The 15,902-nt window shown below is 63.0% G+C and carries 15 protein-coding genes; 2 read left to right on the top strand and 13 right to left on the bottom strand.

The features are described 5' to 3' along the window. Window positions 1–5: 5 nt before the first annotated feature. The 4 genes from ACZ9GA_RS27890 to ACZ9GA_RS27875 form a co-directional block, all read right to left on the bottom strand. Window positions 6–935 (bottom strand): diiron oxygenase, encoded by a 930-nt coding sequence (locus ACZ9GA_RS27890; RefSeq protein WP_457359219.1) that lies wholly within the window; start codon window positions 933–935, stop codon window positions 6–8. After that, window positions 932–1,705: a DUF3050 domain-containing protein gene (locus tag ACZ9GA_RS27885; protein WP_457359220.1), complete on the bottom strand. Its 774-nt coding sequence runs from the start codon at window positions 1,703–1,705 to the stop codon at window positions 932–934. The genes ACZ9GA_RS27890 and ACZ9GA_RS27885 overlap by 4 nt, the downstream gene beginning before the upstream one ends. Window positions 1,706–2,239: 534 nt before the next feature. Then, window positions 2,240–2,995 carry a thioesterase II family protein gene (locus tag ACZ9GA_RS27880; protein WP_457359222.1) on the bottom strand — a complete coding sequence of 252 codons (756 nt, stop codon included), beginning with the start codon at window positions 2,993–2,995 and terminating at the stop codon, window positions 2,240–2,242. Between the two features lie 66 nt (window positions 2,996–3,061). Then, entirely contained in the window at window positions 3,062–3,751 is a 690-nt protein-coding gene (locus tag ACZ9GA_RS27875) for a GntR family transcriptional regulator (protein ID WP_457359224.1), read from the bottom strand. A 326-nt stretch (window positions 3,752–4,077) separates the two neighbouring features. Between ACZ9GA_RS27875 and ACZ9GA_RS27870 the strand changes: the two genes are divergently transcribed. Continuing rightward, window positions 4,078–4,449, top strand: a complete 372-nt coding sequence (locus ACZ9GA_RS27870; RefSeq protein ID WP_455920801.1) for a helicase — start codon at window positions 4,078–4,080, stop codon at window positions 4,447–4,449. 112 nt (window positions 4,450–4,561) lie between these two features. Here ACZ9GA_RS27870 and ACZ9GA_RS27865 read toward each other — a convergent pair whose 3' ends face one another. The 6 genes from ACZ9GA_RS27865 to exbB form a co-directional block, all read right to left on the bottom strand. After that, window positions 4,562–5,962, bottom strand: coding sequence for an aminoacyl-tRNA deacylase and HDOD domain-containing protein (locus ACZ9GA_RS27865; protein ID WP_457359226.1), 1,401 nt, complete (start codon window positions 5,960–5,962; stop codon window positions 4,562–4,564). A gap of 188 nt (window positions 5,963–6,150) precedes the next feature. Continuing rightward, on the bottom strand, window positions 6,151–8,226 hold the full coding sequence (gene recG / locus ACZ9GA_RS27860; RefSeq protein ID WP_457359228.1) for an ATP-dependent DNA helicase RecG: 2,076 nt from the start codon (window positions 8,224–8,226) through the stop codon (window positions 6,151–6,153). Continuing rightward, complete coding sequence (locus tag ACZ9GA_RS27855) at window positions 8,223–9,155, bottom strand: hydrogen peroxide-inducible genes activator (protein ID WP_027980795.1); 933 nt, start codon at window positions 9,153–9,155, stop codon at window positions 8,223–8,225. Before ACZ9GA_RS27855 ends, recG begins: the two co-directional genes overlap by 4 nt. A 93-nt stretch (window positions 9,156–9,248) precedes the next feature. Then, complete coding sequence (locus ACZ9GA_RS27850) at window positions 9,249–9,992, bottom strand: energy transducer TonB (protein WP_457359230.1); 744 nt, start codon at window positions 9,990–9,992, stop codon at window positions 9,249–9,251. Beyond that, window positions 9,989–10,414: a TonB system transport protein ExbD gene (gene exbD, locus ACZ9GA_RS27845; RefSeq protein WP_027980793.1), complete on the bottom strand. Its 426-nt coding sequence runs from the start codon at window positions 10,412–10,414 to the stop codon at window positions 9,989–9,991. The genes ACZ9GA_RS27850 and exbD overlap by 4 nt, the downstream gene beginning before the upstream one ends. Window positions 10,415–10,417: 3 nt before the next feature. Then, window positions 10,418–11,386 (bottom strand): tonB-system energizer ExbB, encoded by a 969-nt coding sequence (exbB, locus tag ACZ9GA_RS27840; RefSeq protein ID WP_457359231.1) that lies wholly within the window; start codon window positions 11,384–11,386, stop codon window positions 10,418–10,420. 188 nt (window positions 11,387–11,574) lie between these two features. On the opposite strand from exbB, the gene ACZ9GA_RS27835 reads away from it, so the two are divergent. Next, window positions 11,575–12,429, top strand: coding sequence for an NAD-dependent epimerase/dehydratase family protein (locus ACZ9GA_RS27835; RefSeq protein ID WP_457359233.1), 855 nt, complete (start codon window positions 11,575–11,577; stop codon window positions 12,427–12,429). 148 nt (window positions 12,430–12,577) lie between these two features. Here the strand turns inward: ACZ9GA_RS27835 and ACZ9GA_RS27830 are convergent, their stop codons facing one another. Genes ACZ9GA_RS27830 through spoT form a run of 3 tightly spaced genes read right to left on the bottom strand, consistent with a single transcriptional unit; the run spans window position 12,578 to window position 15,895 of the window. Beyond that, window positions 12,578–13,315 (bottom strand): hypothetical protein, encoded by a 738-nt coding sequence (locus ACZ9GA_RS27830; RefSeq protein ID WP_457359235.1) that lies wholly within the window; start codon window positions 13,313–13,315, stop codon window positions 12,578–12,580. Window positions 13,316–13,375: 60 nt separating this feature from the next. Next, window positions 13,376–13,756 carry a RidA family protein gene (locus ACZ9GA_RS27825; RefSeq protein WP_008366837.1) on the bottom strand — a complete coding sequence of 127 codons (381 nt, stop codon included), beginning with the start codon at window positions 13,754–13,756 and terminating at the stop codon, window positions 13,376–13,378. Between the two features lie 30 nt (window positions 13,757–13,786). Further along, window positions 13,787–15,895, bottom strand: coding sequence for a bifunctional GTP diphosphokinase/guanosine-3',5'-bis pyrophosphate 3'-pyrophosphohydrolase (gene spoT, locus ACZ9GA_RS27820; protein WP_457359237.1), 2,109 nt, complete (start codon window positions 15,893–15,895; stop codon window positions 13,787–13,789). Window positions 15,896–15,902: the final 7 nt, after the last annotated feature.

Genomic DNA, 15,902 nt, shown 5'->3' with positions numbered 1-15,902 from the left:
TCGGGTCAGGGCAGGTAGGCCGCCAGGGCATCGCGCACGCAGGGGCTGTCGAGCATCGAACTGCCTTTGAAAAAGCGCAGGATGTTGCCCAGCAGCGGATGCTGGCGGTTGATCGGGAACGCCAGCCCTTGGGCTTCCTCGCGCAGGGCCTGGCGCACGCCAGGGTCGGGGTGCAGGTGTTCGATCAGCGCCAAGTCGAAGGCTTTCTGGATGTCATTGGTCAGGTAGCGTTCGATGAAGGTGGGCAGCATCTGCGCCAGGCTGGCCTGGTCGGCCGCAGGGGCGGCCTGCCAGTAAATGCGCACCAGGCGCTGCCAGAACGTGGCGTGACGACCTTCGTCCTGCAGGTGGTCGGCCATCAGGCCCTTGACCGACTCTTTCACCGTGGCGTCGCGGGCGAACGCCGCCACATCGTTGGTCAGGGTGTTCTCGGCGATCGCCACGCAGATCAGCTCGGCCGCCTGGCGCAATGCCTCAGGCACCTGCGCCAGCGCCGCCGGGATGGCCCGGCTGAGCTCGATTTCGCTGGGCAGGGCCACCGGTGTGATGCCGGTCAGCTCGATGGTCTGCTGCATGAAGTCCATCGCCACCAGTGCGTGGTAGTCCTCGTCCACCACCACCGTCATGGCGTCGTAGCGACAGGCAAACGGGAAGTCGTGGGCGAAGCGTCCGCGGGCAATGGCGCTGGCGGTGTGGTTGACAATTTCGGTCTCGAAAATCACCACGTCGTGGATGAATTTGTACAGGCTCTGCACCAGCGCGAAGTCCCGTTGCTGAGGGCATTCGCGCAAAAAGGTTGCGCTGAGCACCAGCGGTTGGCGGCTGAGGGGGTAGATCAGCCGCTGGTCGTCCTCCACCCGCCGCCGCGGGCGGGTGCGGATGGTGGCGCGGTCCTCCCAGGCGTCGGCGAACGAGCAGTAGTCGGCGGCGTTCATGCGCCCACCTCGGTGCCTGCCAGCATGCTGACGCGCAGGCGGTCCCACAGCGCCATGCGGCTGTCGATGGCAGCCAGGGCGGCCTCGTGCACTTCGTGCAGGCGCTGCGGGTCATCGCCCACCATGCGGTCTAGCAGCGCCTGGGCGGCGGGGCCGTGATCGTCGGCATCAACTTCGATATGCCGTTGCAGGTAGTAGAACAGCGTGGGCGCCTGGCGCTCGGTGATGCCCCAGTCGTCCAGGATGCGCTGGAACATCTGCGGGATCACACTTTCGCGGCCATGCAGGAATGCGGCGGCTACCGCATGGGCCGGTGCATGCAGCGCGGTGTCCAGGGTGTTGCAGACGAAGTCGATGGCGGCCGGGTCGGCGTTGACGCTGTGCAGGGCGGTTACGTAGTTGACGCCTTCAGCTTGAAGCCCGACGAAATGCTCGATGGGGCCGGTGTCGGCACCGATCTCGCGCATGGCGTCCAGGTACAGCTCGAAATGGCTGTAGTGGCCTTGATGCAGGTGCTGATCGGTCTCCTCGCCCAGCACGATTTCGTTGATCAACCTGGCCGATTTGGCGTCACGGGGCGGCAGCCAGGGCAGGCTCACGCAGGTCAGCTCACGCTGCAGGCGTTTGGTCAGCGACATGAAATCCCATACCGCGAATACATGGGTTTCCATGAACCGCTGCAGTATTGGCAGCGAATTGATTTCGCCGAAGATCGGATGGGCACCCAGTTCGTTCTTTTTCTGTTCAAGCAAAACGTTGTTAATAGTCATGTCGTTTTCCTAATGTATTGAACAAGCTGTCAACGGAGAAAGAGTGGTTTGCCGCTGTCGTAGTTATTGGTCGTGAATAACTCCTTTGTTTAGGTGAAGGGGTGTAAATTAATATTCGGGCCAGGTTTTCTGCGTCGACGGTGCCGCTGTCGACATGCTGAAAGTTAGACCATGAATTTTAGTTTGTTCAAATAAATTCGTTAAAAAACAGATAGTTACGTTTTTGATGAAAACAAGAGTCCGCTAAAACAAGCTCGACATGTTTTAGAAGTGCAAGTGCTCCCCTTTCGACGTTTAACGGTCAAAATAATAAAAACGGGTGAATGCATCACCCGAAGCACTGCAAAGGGCTGGGTGTTACTGATTCAAATATTTGAGGGCGTGAGGCCCTGTAAGAGATGCTCCTGCATGGGTGACGGTCGGCGGCCCATTGTGATGCCGGGCCATTCATGGGCTCGGTACATGCAAGAGTGTGCGCTAAATGGTCAGTTTGCCATCAGCGGGTGGTTTCGGAGAGTAAGGAAAGGGGGGGAGTCAGGCGCTGAGCAAGCCCAGGTGGGTATTGAAAATGTGCAACAGGCGTTGACGCTGGCTGTGTACGAAGAAATGGTCACCGTGCAGTTCGATCAACTCGAACTCACGCTGGGTGAACTGGCCCCATCGCAGCATGTCGGCCAGTGGATCCAATGGGTCGTCACTTCCGTACAACGCGGTCAATGGCACATCCAGCGAATGCCCGGTGGTATCAGACCAGGACTCGGCCAGGGTGAGGTCGCAGCGCAGCATGGGTTCCACAGACAGGGTGAAGTGCAGGTCGGCGCATTGCTCTGCGGTAACGGCATTGAGGGCCTGCAGCGCTTCGAACAGGGCTGGCCGTGGCAGTTGATGCAGCAGGGGCGGGCGGGGGCGCGAGTCCGGGCTGCGGCAGCCGGCGACGAACAGGCGGTGAGTCTGACCTGGGAAGGCGCGGGTGGCGCGCTTGGCTATTTCGTAGGCGATGCTGCCGCCAAGGCAATGGCCGAACAGGGCATGGGGGGCGGCAAGCAGGGGCTTGAGCTGCGCGAAGGTTTGCTCCAGCAGCGTGGGCCAATCGTCGAGTGCGGCTTCTTCTGTGCGTGAGCCATGCCCGGGCAGGCACACCGACACCAATTCAATGTGGTCATCCAGGTCGTCGGCCCACGCCAGGGGCATCGCCGGGTCTGCACCGGCACAGGAAAAGCAGATCAGGCGCATCAGCGCCGGCTGCCCGGAATTCTTCACCATCAACCACGGGTTGTCTTGAGCGTGCACAGCCTTCCCTCTGCCCGGTTGGGCTGGCAAGTGGCAACGCGCCGCCTCCCTGGGCGCGCCCCCGGTTCATTCAGTTTCGCGTGTGTCCAGGTAGTGCTGGATGGTATTGGCAGCGTTGTTGAGATGACGTTCCAGTGTCCTCACCGCGCGCTCGACGTCACCGTCCTGCGCGGCGTCGACCAGTTCGATGTGGTCGTCCTGTTTGGGTTTGCCCAGCCCCATTGACGACAGATGGAAGCGCAGGAAGCGCTCTTCTTCGTTGAGCTCGTGCTCAATCAGGCGCAATAGCTTGCGATTGCTGGTGCCAGCGTAGAGGGACAGGTGGAAAAGACGGTTCAGTCGGCCCAGTTCGCTGAGATTGGTCTCGGTATCGAGTTGGTCGATGTAGTGTCGCGCCTCGGCGACGTGCTCAGGCGTCAGGTTGGGGATGGACTGGCGCAGCGCCTCGCTCTCCAGCAACAGCCTGAGCTTGTAGGTGTCCACGGCGTCTTCGCCGATCAGCGGTGCAACCACGGCGCCCTTGTGCATTACAACCCTGAGCAGTGACTGTGCCTCCAGCTGGCGCAGGGCCTCGCGCACAGGCATGCGGCTGACGCCAAACAGCGTGGCCAATTCCTGTTGCCGTAATGCCATGCCCTCGGGGAGTCGGCCGTCCAGGATGGCGCTGCGCAGTTTTTCTTCGATGACAGAGCGTGCAAGATGGGCTGGAACCTGCTCGCTCACCAGAATAGAGCTCAACGACTTTTTGGCTGTCACGATCGGTGCACCTGATCAGATGTAACAAAATATGTGTGGGATCCAACTGAAGCTAGTGGCCCCTGGCTCGGCTGTCAAACGGATGGCGTGCCTGTTTTTTTGTACGGTCTGATTCGTTCAGAGGTGGCACGTCCTTTTCCGTTCAAGACTTAATCGTGACCCAGTTCAGGCCACAATGGAAGGTGGCAACGCGGCGTAGATTGTTGCCTGCTGAAACAAAGCGATAAATCGCCGATCAAGCGTCTAAAAGCGAAATATAGAAGGGAAAATCATTAAAGTGGCGGTACACTGCGCTGACCGTCACTCATCACTTTCGAGGCGTGTACATGAAGTTTCGCTTTCTGCTTTGGGCCATGGGCTTTCTGATGGCCAGGGCCAGCCGTAATAATCCGGCATTCAGCCAGCAACTCAAGGACCGCGACCTGGTGTTCCAGCTGCAAACGCTGGATGGCAAGGTAGCGCGGCATTTCATCGTCAAGGACATGCGCGTGACCAGCAAGGGCGGCAAAGTGGCTGACCCTGCGTTTGCCATCGCCTTCAAGGACGCCGCCTACGGGTATGAGACGCTGCAGGCGCGCAACAAGCAGTTGGCGTTCATGCAGGGGATTCAGGACAAGGCGATCCAGATCAAGGGCAATCCGGCGCTGGTGATCTGGTTCCAGGGCGTGATGAAGTACCTCAAGCCCAAGAAGAAGTAGGCATAAGCCCAAGCGTAAGCAGTTGATCGCGTCGCCTGCATCGCGGCCAAGGCCGGCTCCTACCCCGGATGGCGTAGGAGCCGACTTTAGTCGCGATGCAGGCGACGCGGTTTCAGTGCTGGGTAAACTGCGACGCCAGTTCGCGCAGCAGCACTTCGGCGTCCAGCACTTTGCTGACCACGTCCTCGGCCTTGTCGCGGGTCAGGCCCAGGCGCTCCAGCAATTCATCCGGAATGCCTTCGTCGGCGCCCGAGCCGATGCCGCGGCTGCGCAGCAGGCGCACGGCCAGGCACACCAGGTTCGGATACTGGGCGTAGTCGCCGTCGTAGCTTGGGTCGTGCTGGAAGCGCAGTGCCGTGGCCAGCTCTTCGGGCATGTCCCAGAAACGCATCAGCCAGGCGCCGATCTGCTCGCGGGTGATGCCCAGCAAGTGCTGTTCCACGTAGCTGTGGCACAGGTGCGGGTTGACCTCCAGGTGACGGCAGATCAGCGAGAAGTGCGGCGGGAAAACGTGTGCCAACAGCAGATAGCCGAAGTTGTGCAGCAGGCCCGCCAAGTACGTCAGGCCGGTCTCGGGGCGCTGGGCGCGCGGGATGGCGCGGGTCAGGCCTTCGATTACCGCAGCGGTGTAGATCGACTGCTGCCAGTAGGGCGTGGCGTGCTGCGGCTGGTCCTTGGGCAGGCTCAGGGTTTTGCCCAATGCCAGGCCCAGGGCCAGGTTGATCACCAGGTCGAAGCCCAGCACGCGCACGATGGCATCTTCCACCGAGCGAATCTTGCCTGGCGAGGCGTAGTAGGGCGATGCCGCCCAGCTCACCACTTGCGCGGCCAAGGCGGGGTCGGTTTCAACCACGCCGGTGATGTCATCGATGGTGGCGTTGGGGTCTACCCGCAGCTTGATGATCTTTTGCGCAGTTTCCGCCAGCGGCGGGATCTCGATGGTGGCTTCCAGGCGCTGCTGGATGCGCCGCGCGGTGAACACCTGCACGGCCTGGGTGATTTCCTGGCGGTCATCATCGGGGCGGTCGAGGTTGGGGCGGATGCTGGTCAGCGGCTCGCCGAAATTGCCGGCGCTGGCCTTGCTGAGCATCTTGCGGAAGTCGTCGCGGGTGATTTCCAGCAGCAGGCCAGGCTGACCTGAGTGGATCAGCAGGTCGCTTGGGTTGAGCAGCTGTTCCTCATACAGGCACGGTGAGCTGGTCAGCGTCGGCAGGCCTGGCAGTTGCGCCAGTTCGTGCTTGCCGAGCATTTTCTCCATGCGGTCGAGCGGCACGGCAGTCAGCTTGCGGCCGGTCAACTCGGCAAGGCGGTTGAGGTCCAGCAGATGGTTCTGAGGGAACAGCACCATGAGCGCGCCGACGGCATCGTTGAGCAGCACAGCCTGAACCTTGCGTGCAGGGTCCAGCGCGGGATGGTCCAACACCTCTCGGTAGCTGATACCCAGCTTGCCCAGCATCAATTGAATGACAGACGGGGTTTGCGGGGTTGCGGTGTCCAGGGCAACTTCAGTCATGGTCTGTATCCATATTCTTACTTTGGCGACAGTATACCCACCTTGTGGGTGCTGCTGGATCCATCGTGCCAAGTCTTTTTGATGTTTGTAGGCGCTGCCGCGAGGCTGCGATGGCCCATCCATGCGCCCGAAAGGTGTCGGGGAGGGGGACCGGCCAGCCCAGGCTGGCGGTCGCGTCTACGTTAGGGTCAAACCTGCCCGTATTGCTGGCCATGACGCAGCCAGCGGTCAAGCAAGGGGTCGACGTGCGCGGGCCATTGCGACAGCAAGGACTGCGCCGCATCCCGCACTGCAGGCAGCAGGTCGGCATCACGCATCAGGTCCGCTACCTTGAACTGTAGCAAACCGGTCTGGCGTGTACCCAGCATCTCGCCGGGGCCGCGCAGCTGCAGGTCTTTTTCGGCGATGACAAAGCCGTCGTTGGTTTCACGCATGATACCCAGGCGTTCGCGGCCGATCTGCGACAGCGGCGGGTGATACAGCAGCACGCAGTGGCTGATCGCGCTGCCACGCCCCACGCGACCGCGCAGTTGGTGCAGCTGCGCCAGGCCCAGGCGTTCCGGGTTCTCGATGATCATCAGGCTGGAGTTGGGCACGTCGACGCCCACCTCGATCACCGTAGTGGCGACCAGCAGTTGCAACTCACCGGCCTTGAATAGCGCCATGATCTCGGCTTTCTCCGCAGGCTTCATGCGCCCGTGGATCAGGCCCACGTGCAGCTCGCCCAGGGCGCTGGTCAGTTCCTCGAAGGTGGTTTCGGCAGCCTGGCAGGTCAGTTCCTCGGATTCCTCGATCAGCGTGCACACCCAATAGGCCTGGCGGCCTTCGGCGCAGGCGGCGCGCACGCGCTCGATCACCTCGATGCGCCGGCTGTCGGCCACCAGCACGGTATTGACCGGCGTGCGGCCGGGCGGTAGCTCGTCGAGCACCGAGGTGTCCAGGTCGGCATAGGCGCTCATGGCCAGGGTACGGGGGATTGGCGTGGCGGTCATGATCAGCTGGTGCGGGCACATGCGGCCGCCCACGCCTTTCTGGCGCAGCGCCAGGCGCTGCTGTACACCGAAGCGGTGCTGTTCGTCGATGATCACCAGGGCCAGCTTGGCGAACTTCACTTCGTCCTGGAACAGCGCATGGGTGCCGACCACCATGGGCGCGCCGCCGGCGATCTGCTCCAGGGCACTGGCGCGTGCCTTACCCTTGAGCTTGCCGGCCAGCCAGGCGACTTCAATGCCCAGCGGCTCGAGCCAGCGCTTGAAGGTGATGAAATGCTGCTCGGCGAGAATCTCGGTGGGCGCCATCAGCGCCACCTGGTAACCCGCCTCCAGCGCTTGCAGCGCCGCCATCGCGGCCACCACCGTCTTGCCGGCGCCGACGTCGCCTTGTACCAGGCGCAGCATGGGTTCGCGCTGGCTGAGGTCGTAGGCGATTTCCTTGCCCACGCGCTGCTGGGCGCCCGTGGGCGCGAAACCCAGGTTGGCCAGGTATTGGGCCGGCAGACGCTTGGCCTTGGGCAGCGCCGGGGCACGCAAGGCGCGCAGGCTGTCACGCAGGCGTGCCTGGGACAGCTGGTGCGTCAGCAGCTCTTCGAAGGCCAGGCGGTGCTGGGCCCAGTGGTGCCCCACGGCCAGTTCTTCCAGGTCGGCGTCGGGCGGTGGATTGTGCAGGTAGCGGATGGCCTGGTCCAGCGGCGCCAATTGGTGCTCGCTGGCCAGTTCCGCGGGCAGCCAGTCGGGCAGGCTGCGCGGGCCCAGCATGGACAGGGCCTGTTGCGACAGTTGGCGCAGGCGGGCCTGGGTCAGCCCCTCGGTGGTGGGGTAGATGGGCGTCAGGGTCTGCTCCACCGGCACCGGTTCATCGCCAGTCAGGGCGCGGTATTCAGGGTGGTAGATTTCCAGGCCCGAGGCACCGGGGCGCGCTTCGCCATAGCAGCGCAGGTGCGTGCCGCGCTTGAGCGCTTCTTTCTGGGCGTTGCTGAAATGGTAGAAGCGCAGGCTCAGCGAGCCGGTGCCGTCACCCAGGCGCACCAGCAGGCTGCGGCGCTTGCCCATGGCCACGTCGGCACCGCTGACCACGCCTTCGATCACGGCGTCCTGGCCTGGGCGCAGGGCGCCGATCGGTACAACGCGGGTGCGGTCCTGATAGCGCAGGGGCAGGTGGAACAGCACGTCCTGCAGGTTTTCCAGCCCTACTTTGGTCAGCTTCTCGGCCATGGCCTCGCCGATGCCCTTAAGGGCCGTGACCGATACCTTGGACAGCTCGGTCATGTCGCAACTTTACTCAACGGGGTCGGCTTGGCCACGGAGCACAGGCGGATGGAGTCGGCGAGGATCTCGATGGCCTTGGGCCGCGGGAAGCTGGCGCGCCAGGCGATGGCCACGGTGCGGAACGGCGACGGCGGGGTCAGCGGGCGAACATCGATCACGCCTGGGGCGTAATGATGGCTGTGCACGGCGGACAGCGGCAGTATCGACACACCCAGGCCCGAGGCCACCATGTGGCGGATGGTTTCCAGCGAGCTGGATTCCACGGTGGTGTGCTTGGCGCCTTCGGTGCCCTTGACCAGCGTGGGGCAGGCTTCCAGTACCTGATCGCGGAAGCAGTGGCCTTCGCCCAGCAACAGCAGGCTCTTGTCGTTGAGCAGGCCCGAATCGATGGTCTCCTTCTGGGTCCAGGGGTGGCCGGCCGGCATCAACACATAGAAGGGTTCGTCATACAGCGGCAGCGTCAGCACATCGGCTTCGTTGAACGGCAGGGCGATGATCACCGCGTCCAGTTCGCCATTGCGCAGCTTGTCGCGCAGGATGTGGGTGAAGTTCTCTTCGATGTACAACGGCATCTGCGGGGCAACCCGGTGCAGTTGCGGAATCAGGTGCGGGAACAGGTAGGGGCCGACGGTATAGATGGCACCGACCTTCAGGGGCGCGGTCAGCTGGTTCTTGCCGGCCTGGGCCAGCTCGCGAATGCCTTGGGCCTGTTCAAGCACCTTCTGGGCCTGGGCAACGATGCCTTCACCCACGGGGGTCAGGCGCACGGCGCTCTTGCTGCGCTCGAAAATAAGCACACCCAGTTCATCTTCGAGTTTCTTCACCCCCACCGACAAGGTCGGCTGGCTGACATGGCAACGCTCGGCGGCGTGGCCAAAGTGCTGCTCCTGGGCAAGGGTGACGATGTAGCGCAATTCTGTGAGAGTCATAACGTGCGTCCATGAAGTTGCGAGCCCAGCATAGCGGCTGCAATCGATAGACGCACGTTATCAAGGTTGCATCTGTATGTCAGAAACAGATATTCATCTTTTGTCCAACGAGTAGACGAAAGGTGCAACCACTTCCAGGCTGCCATTGTTCAGCAGCTCCTTGGGCGGCGGCGGCAACGGCTGGGCACGACGGATCATGTCCAGGGTCGCACGGTCCAGCGCCGCGCTGCCCGAACCACCGGCCAGCTCGTACGACAGCACCTTGCCCTCGGCGTCCACCACGAAGCGCAGGCGGTTGATGCCCTGCAGGCCGCGACGCCGTGCGTCTTCGGGGTACTTCTTGAACTTGGCCAGGTGACGCAATAGGTCGCCCTGCCAGTTGGGCAGTGCATTGCTGTTGGACGGCATCTGCGGCTGGGCCACTGGCGCCTTGGGCGCGGAGTCCTTGGCGGGGGCGGTGTCTACAACCTTTTCCGACGGCGGCTCTTCCTTGGGCGGTTCAGGCTTCTTCTCAGGCTTGGGCGGCTGTGGCTTGGGCTTGGGTTTGGGCTTTTCCTGCTTGGGGATGGCAATCGTCGGCTTGGGCGCCTCGGCCAGCTTGGGCAGTGGCAGCTCCTCGACCGGGGTTGGCGGCGTCGGCGGGGTGATGACCTTCGGCGGTGGCGGCGGCGCTACCTCGGGTACCGGCGCCATTTCCACCATCATTGCCATGGGCGGCATTTCCGGTGGTGGCGCGGCATGCCAGTTGAGCGCCAGGGCGATGGCCAGGGCGTGAACCCCGAGCACCACCGCAAGGCTACCGCCGTAACGCGTCAGCTTTTGGCGCGGCGTGATCATTTCTTCCCTACCGTCTCTAGGCCTACCAGGCCGACTTTCAGGTATCCAGCGCCACGCAGGGCGTTCATCACGTCCATCAGGTCGCCGTAATCGACGCTCTTGTCAGCCTGGAAGAAGATCGTGGTGTCCTTCTTGCCCTTGGTCTTGGCATCGAGCACCTGCCCCAGCTGGGCGCGGTCGACCTTGTCATCGCCCAGGTACAGGCTTTGGTCGGCCTTGACGCTGAGGAACAGCGGCTTTTCCGGCCTGGGGGCCGGCTTGGCCGTGGACGCGGGCAGGTCGACCTTGATGTCCACGGTGGCCAGGGGCGCTGCGACCATGAAGATGATCAGCAGCACCAGCATCACGTCGATGAAGGGCGTGACGTTGATTTCGTGGTTCTCGGCGAGGTCGTCGCCACCTTCGTTGAGGTGCAGACCCATGGATTAACCCACCTTCACCATTTGTGGCGAAGCGGTGCGCTCGCCTGGCTGGTGGTCCAGGTCACGGCTGACCAGCAGCAGTACCTGGGCGGAAGCATCGGAAACCTGAGCCTTGTAGCCGGCGATGGAGCGGGCGAAGACGTTGTAGATGACCACGGCCGGGATCGCGGCTACCAGGCCCAGGGCGGTGGCCAGCAGGGCTTCGGCGATGCCGGGGGCAACCACGGCCAGGTTGGTGGTCTGGGTTTTGGCGATGCCGATGAAGCTGTTCATGATGCCCCATACAGTACCGAACAGGCCGACGAACGGCGCGGTGGAACCGATGGTAGCCAGCACGCCGGTGCCGTTGCTCATGTTGCGGCCGCAGGCAGCTACAAGGCGCTCCAGGCGGAAGCTGACGCGTTCCTTGATGCCTTCTTTCTCGCGAGCGTTGGTCGACAGGTGCATTTCTTCGAGTGCGTCATGCACCAGCAGGTGGGCCAGGGTGCCTTCCTTGCTCGCCGATTCGCTGGCGGCTTTCAGGGTGGTGGCTTTCTTCAGCTGGGCAATCTCGCTGCGCAGGCGGCGCTTGGCGCCCAGCAGTTCGAAACCTTTGGCGATCCAGATAGTCCAGGTGATGATGGAGGCGATGGCTAGGCCGATCATGACGATTTTCACGATGATGTCGGCGTTCTGGAACATGCCCCATGGCGACAGGTCGTGGCCAAGGGCGAAGCCGGTTTCCACTACGGGCTCGGCGCTGGCGTCGTCAGCAGCCTGGGCGTCAGCGGCGGCAGCTGGCAATGCGGTATGGTCGGCAACCGGCGCGGTGGGCGCGGCAGCGGTGGCAGCAGCGGGTGCAGCCTGGTGTGCGGCGTTGGCGGCTTCGTCTGCGAAGGCTGTCGGGGTCAGTGCCAGGCCGATGACCAGGGCGGCAATACCGCGCCATGGGCGTGTACGGGATGGCGAAGCGCTAGGGCAGTGTTGAGTCATGCTGGCCGGACCTAAGAGGGAAATGAGTGAATGTCCTTCCAGGCCTCGAGAGCGGGCCGAGAACAAAATGGGCAGTGATTATTGCAAGTAATTCTTGTTAACAAAAGCGATACGCGTGTTTTTTTGCTGCTTTTTGTCGCTAAAGTAGTATCTAGACCGTGGTGTTGAGCGGACTCAGGAGCAGAAAAATGGCTGTGCCAAGCGTTTTGATCATCGGATGCGGTGACGTCGGCGGCCGTCTGGCCCGGCAGCTGCTCGCATTTGGCTGGCAGGTATTTGGCATGCGCCGACAGGTGTCAGCGTTGCCGGATGGGGTGGTGCCGGTCGCCGGCGATCTGGGGCTGGACCGGTGCCCGCTGGACTGGCCCCAGGGGCACATCAATTATGTGGTGTATTGCGTGGCGGCCAGCCAGCACGACGAGGCCGGCTACCAGGCTGCCTATGTCGATGGGCTAAAGCGGGTGGTGGGTTGGCTCGGTTATCACCGACAGATGCCTCAACGTCTGGTGTTTGTCTCCAGCAGTAGCGTGTACGCGCAATCGGCGGGGGAGTGGATCGACGAGTTTTCGGCCACCGAGCCGGTCGGTTATTCCGGTCGCCTGATGCTTGAAGCTGAAGACGTCGCCCGGGCCAGCGGCTGGCCCGCCACGGTGGTGCGCTTGACGGGCATCTATGGGCCGGGCCGTCAGCGTTTGCTGGAGCAGGTGCGGCAGGGCTACCGGGTGGCGCATGAGCCTGCCCTGTACGGCAATCGCATCCACAGCGATGACGCGGCCGGGTTGTTGGCGTTTCTGTTGCGCAGTGATGCCGAAGGCAAGCCGGTAGCCAGCTGTTACCTGGGCGTGGATGACAAGCCGGCACCGCTGGCCGATGTGGTGGAATGGTTGCGTGTGCGGCTGGGGGTGACGGGGTGGGCCGAGGAGTCCACGGTGCGTCGCAATGGCAACAAGCGTTGCAGCAATGCGCAGGCGCGGGCGTTGGGGTGGGTGCCGCAGTACCCCAGTTACAGAGAAGGCTACGAAGCCATCCTGAGTGGCGAATAACGCCATTCACCGCCTACACCTTCTGTAGCAGCGGCCGCCAGGCCGCGTCACGGGCGCCGCGTAGGGCCAGGCATGGCGCGGGGCCCCTGACGCAGCCTTCGGCAGCTGCTACAGGGGGAGTTGCGATGTATGATTTCGTGAGGTCAGGTCACTGCTTTTTCAGCAGCCAGCGGCGGGCGCCTTGGGTGAAGCTGGGCATTTCGTCGGCCTGGGCCTGGTTGACCACGTCGAAGATTTCCAGCTGCTTGCCGTCGCGCTTGAAGATGTACGGCGCGCCGTGCTTGTTCAGCTCGATCCACATGCTGTCCGCGTCGCCGGTCATGGTGGCGCAGTCGCCGGCCAGGCACAGGGCGTAGCGGTCGGCGTCAGGCAGGCCGGCCAGTTGGCCGTTGGCCAGGAAGTGCACGGCGCCACCTTGGCCCGGGCCTTCGACGATAGTCCAGTCGCCGCCCAGATAGGCAGCGTACAAGGCCTGCTCGAAACTGCTGCCCAGCGGTGCACCCGGCTCTACGCTGGTCTTGGGTTTGACGAATACCTGCTTGGGACCGGCCTGGCTGGCGGTCAGAATCAGTTCATCATCATCGGCTGTCATTTGCTGGTGCAGGTTGCCGGGGAAATCAGCGGCCCACTTGCCCTTGCCCAGCGGCTGCAGGTTGCCCTGCACGCGCTCGAAGCCATTGCTGAAGCTGGTCTGGCCAGCCTTGGTGTTGAGCTGCCATTCCAGTACCGGGCCGCTGGCGCTCAGGGCGTCACGCAGGCCTTGGCCCTTGGCGGCGGTATCGATGGCTTTCTGGTTGATCCAGACCCCGCTGGGGTCGACATTGCTGTGACTGGCGCAGCCGCTCAGCAGCGCGGCCAGCAACGGCAGGACAAGCGCGTGGCGCATGTAGGGAAATCCTTCCGGGGAGGGGGATGGCGAAGCGCGTGGCGCTTCGCCGTACTCGGCTTACTCGACGACCAGAATGGCGTCCATTTCAACCTGGGCACCGCGTGGCAGTGCGGCCACGCCGATGGCGGCGCGGGCTGGGTAAGGCTGTTCGAAGTAACGGCCCATCACTTCGTTGACCTTGGCGAAGTGGCTCAGGTCAGTCAGAAAGATGTTCAGTTTGACGATGTCCTTGAACGAGCCGCCAGCCGCTTCGGCCACGGCCTTCAGGTTTTCGAAGACCTGTACGGTCTGGGCTTCGAAACCTTCCACCAGTTCCATGGTTTTCGGGTCCAGCGGGATCTGCCCGGACATGTAGACGGTGTTGCCCGCCTTGATGGCCTGGGAGTAGGTGCCGATGGCGGCCGGGGCCTTGTCGCTGGTGATAACGGTCTTGGTCATTGATGACTCCTTGGCAGGGGGAAGGCCGCGTTACGCACGCATCCGTGTTATGCGGATGACGCCGGTCAGCGCCCGCAGTTTCTTGATCACGCGAGCCAGGTGCACGCGGTCGTGCACGCTGACGACCAACTGGACCACGCTGATGCGGCCATCGCGCTCATCCATGCTGATCTTCTCGATATTGCCATCGGCAGCGTTGACGCTGCTGGCCAGCAGGGCGATCAGGCCGCGCTGGTGCTCGAGCTCCACGCGCAGCTCGACATTGAATTCGCCGGTGACGTCCTTGGCCCAGGAAAGCTGGATGCATTTTTCCGGGTTGTGGCGGATTTCACTGATGTTGCGGCAGTTTTCCAGGTGCACGACCATGCCCTTGCCCGCCGACAGGTGGCCGACGATGGGGTCGCCCGGGATCGGCGTGCAGCACTTGGCGTAGCTGAGCACCAGGCCCTCGGTGCCGCGGATGGCCAGCGGGCCTTCGGGGCTGGGCAGTTGCTCGCCTTCGGTGGCCAGCAGGCGGCGCGCCACCACGTAGGCCATGCGGTTGCCCAGGCCGATGTCTTCGAGCAGGTCTTCGATCTGCTCCAGGCGGTACTCGGCCAGCATGGCGTGCACGCGCTCGGCCGGAATGCTCTCCAGCGCGCTGTCGAAGCCGTTGAGTACCTTGTTCAGCAGGCGTTCGCCCAGGCTGATGGACTCGGAGCGCCGCTGCAGCTTGAGGGCGTGACGAATGTGCGTGCGCGCCTTGCCGGTGACCACGAAATTGAGCCAGGCCGGGTTCGGTCGCGCGCCGGGAGCACTGACGATTTCCACCGTGGAGCCGCTTTGCAGCGGCTCGGACAGTGGCGCCAGGCGGCGGTTGATGCGGCAGGCAATGCAGCTGTTGCCCACGTCGGTGTGCACCGCATAGGCGAAGTCGACTGCCGTGGAGCCTTTGGGCAGCTCCATGATGCGACCCTTGGGCGTGAACACGTAGACCTCGTCCGGGAACAGGTCGATCTTCACGCTCTCGATGAATTCCAGGGAGTTGCCGGCACGTTGCTGCATTTCCAGCACGCCCTTGACCCACTGACGGGCGCGGGCATGGGTGCCCTTGGGCTGCTCGTCGTCGCTGGACTTGTACAGCCAGTGCGCGGCGATGCCGTTGTTGGCCATCTCTTCCATCTCGCGGGTGCGAATCTGGATTTCGATGGGCACGCCATGCATGCCGAACAGGGTGGTGTGCAGCGACTGGTAGCCGTTGGCCTTGGGGATCGCGATGTAATCCTTGAAGCGCCCAGGCAGCGGTTTGTACAAATTATGCACAGCGCCGAGCACGCGGTAGCAGGTGTCGACTTTGTCCACCACGATGCGGAAGGCGTACACGTCCATGATTTCGTTGAAGGCGCGACGCTTGCCGCGCATCTTCTTGTAGATGCCATAGATATGCTTCTGGCGGCCGCTGACATCGCCCTCGATACCGTCCACGGCCAGGCAATGGCTCAGGGACTGCTCGATCTTCTGGACGATTTCCTTGCGGTTGCCGCGGGCGCGCTTCACGGCCTGGTAGATGCGTGCCGAGCGCATCGGGTACATGGCCTTGAAACCCAGGTCCTCGAATTCCACGCGCACGTTGTGCATGCCCAGGCGGTTGGCGATGGGGGCGTAGATTTCCAGGGTTTCCTTGGCGATGCGCCGGCGTTTTTCACCGGACAGCACTTCCAGGGTGCGCATGTTGTGCAGGCGGTCGGCGAGCTTGACCAGGATCACGCGAATATCGCGGGCCATGGCCATGGCCATTTTCTGGAAGTTCTCGGCCTGGGCTTCGGCCTTGGTCTCGAAGTTCATCTGGGTCAGCTTGCTGACCCCATCCACCAGTTCGGCCACGGTCTCGCCAAACTGCGAGCTGAGGGCTTCCTTGGCGATGCCGGTGTCTTCGATCACGTCATGCAGCATGGCCGCCATCAGGCTCTGATGGTCCATGTGCATGTCGGCAAGAATATTGGCCACTGCCAGCGGGTGCGTGACGTATGGCTCGCCGCTGCGGCGGCGTTGGCCGTCGTGGGCTTGTTCTGCGTAGAAATACGCCCGGCGGACCAGGTTGACCTGGTCGGCGCCGAGGTAGGCCGACAAGCGATCGGCGAGGGCGTCTATGCTCGGCATGATGACT

Source organism: Pseudomonas sp. TE3644 (assembly GCF_056278815.1).
This window is presented reverse-complemented; position numbering and strand designations above follow the sequence as displayed.

Excerpts from the sequence above, each read along its gene's own strand:
- ACZ9GA_RS27890 (WP_457359219.1), bottom strand. The coding sequence starts at position 935 with ATGAACGCCGCCGACTACTGCTCGTTCGCCGACGCCTGGGAGGACCGC.
- ACZ9GA_RS27885 (WP_457359220.1), bottom strand. The coding sequence starts at position 1,705 with ATGACTATTAACAACGTTTTGCTTGAACAGAAAAAGAACGAACTGGGT.
- ACZ9GA_RS27870 (WP_455920801.1), top strand. The coding sequence starts at position 4,078 with ATGAAGTTTCGCTTTCTGCTTTGGGCCATGGGCTTTCTGATGGCCAGG.
- ACZ9GA_RS27865 (WP_457359226.1), bottom strand. The coding sequence starts at position 5,962 with ATGACTGAAGTTGCCCTGGACACCGCAACCCCGCAAACCCCGTCTGTC.
- recG (WP_457359228.1), bottom strand. The coding sequence starts at position 8,226 with ATGACCGAGCTGTCCAAGGTATCGGTCACGGCCCTTAAGGGCATCGGC.
- ACZ9GA_RS27855 (WP_027980795.1), bottom strand. The coding sequence starts at position 9,155 with ATGACTCTCACAGAATTGCGCTACATCGTCACCCTTGCCCAGGAGCAG.
- ACZ9GA_RS27850 (WP_457359230.1), bottom strand. The coding sequence starts at position 9,992 with ATGATCACGCCGCGCCAAAAGCTGACGCGTTACGGCGGTAGCCTTGCG.
- exbD (WP_027980793.1), bottom strand. The coding sequence starts at position 10,414 with ATGGGTCTGCACCTCAACGAAGGTGGCGACGACCTCGCCGAGAACCAC.
- exbB (WP_457359231.1), bottom strand. The coding sequence starts at position 11,386 with ATGACTCAACACTGCCCTAGCGCTTCGCCATCCCGTACACGCCCATGG.
- ACZ9GA_RS27835 (WP_457359233.1), top strand. The coding sequence starts at position 11,575 with ATGGCTGTGCCAAGCGTTTTGATCATCGGATGCGGTGACGTCGGCGGC.
- ACZ9GA_RS27830 (WP_457359235.1), bottom strand. The coding sequence starts at position 13,315 with ATGCGCCACGCGCTTGTCCTGCCGTTGCTGGCCGCGCTGCTGAGCGGC.
- ACZ9GA_RS27825 (WP_008366837.1), bottom strand. The coding sequence starts at position 13,756 with ATGACCAAGACCGTTATCACCAGCGACAAGGCCCCGGCCGCCATCGGC.
- spoT (WP_457359237.1), bottom strand. The coding sequence starts at position 15,895 with ATGCCGAGCATAGACGCCCTCGCCGATCGCTTGTCGGCCTACCTCGGC.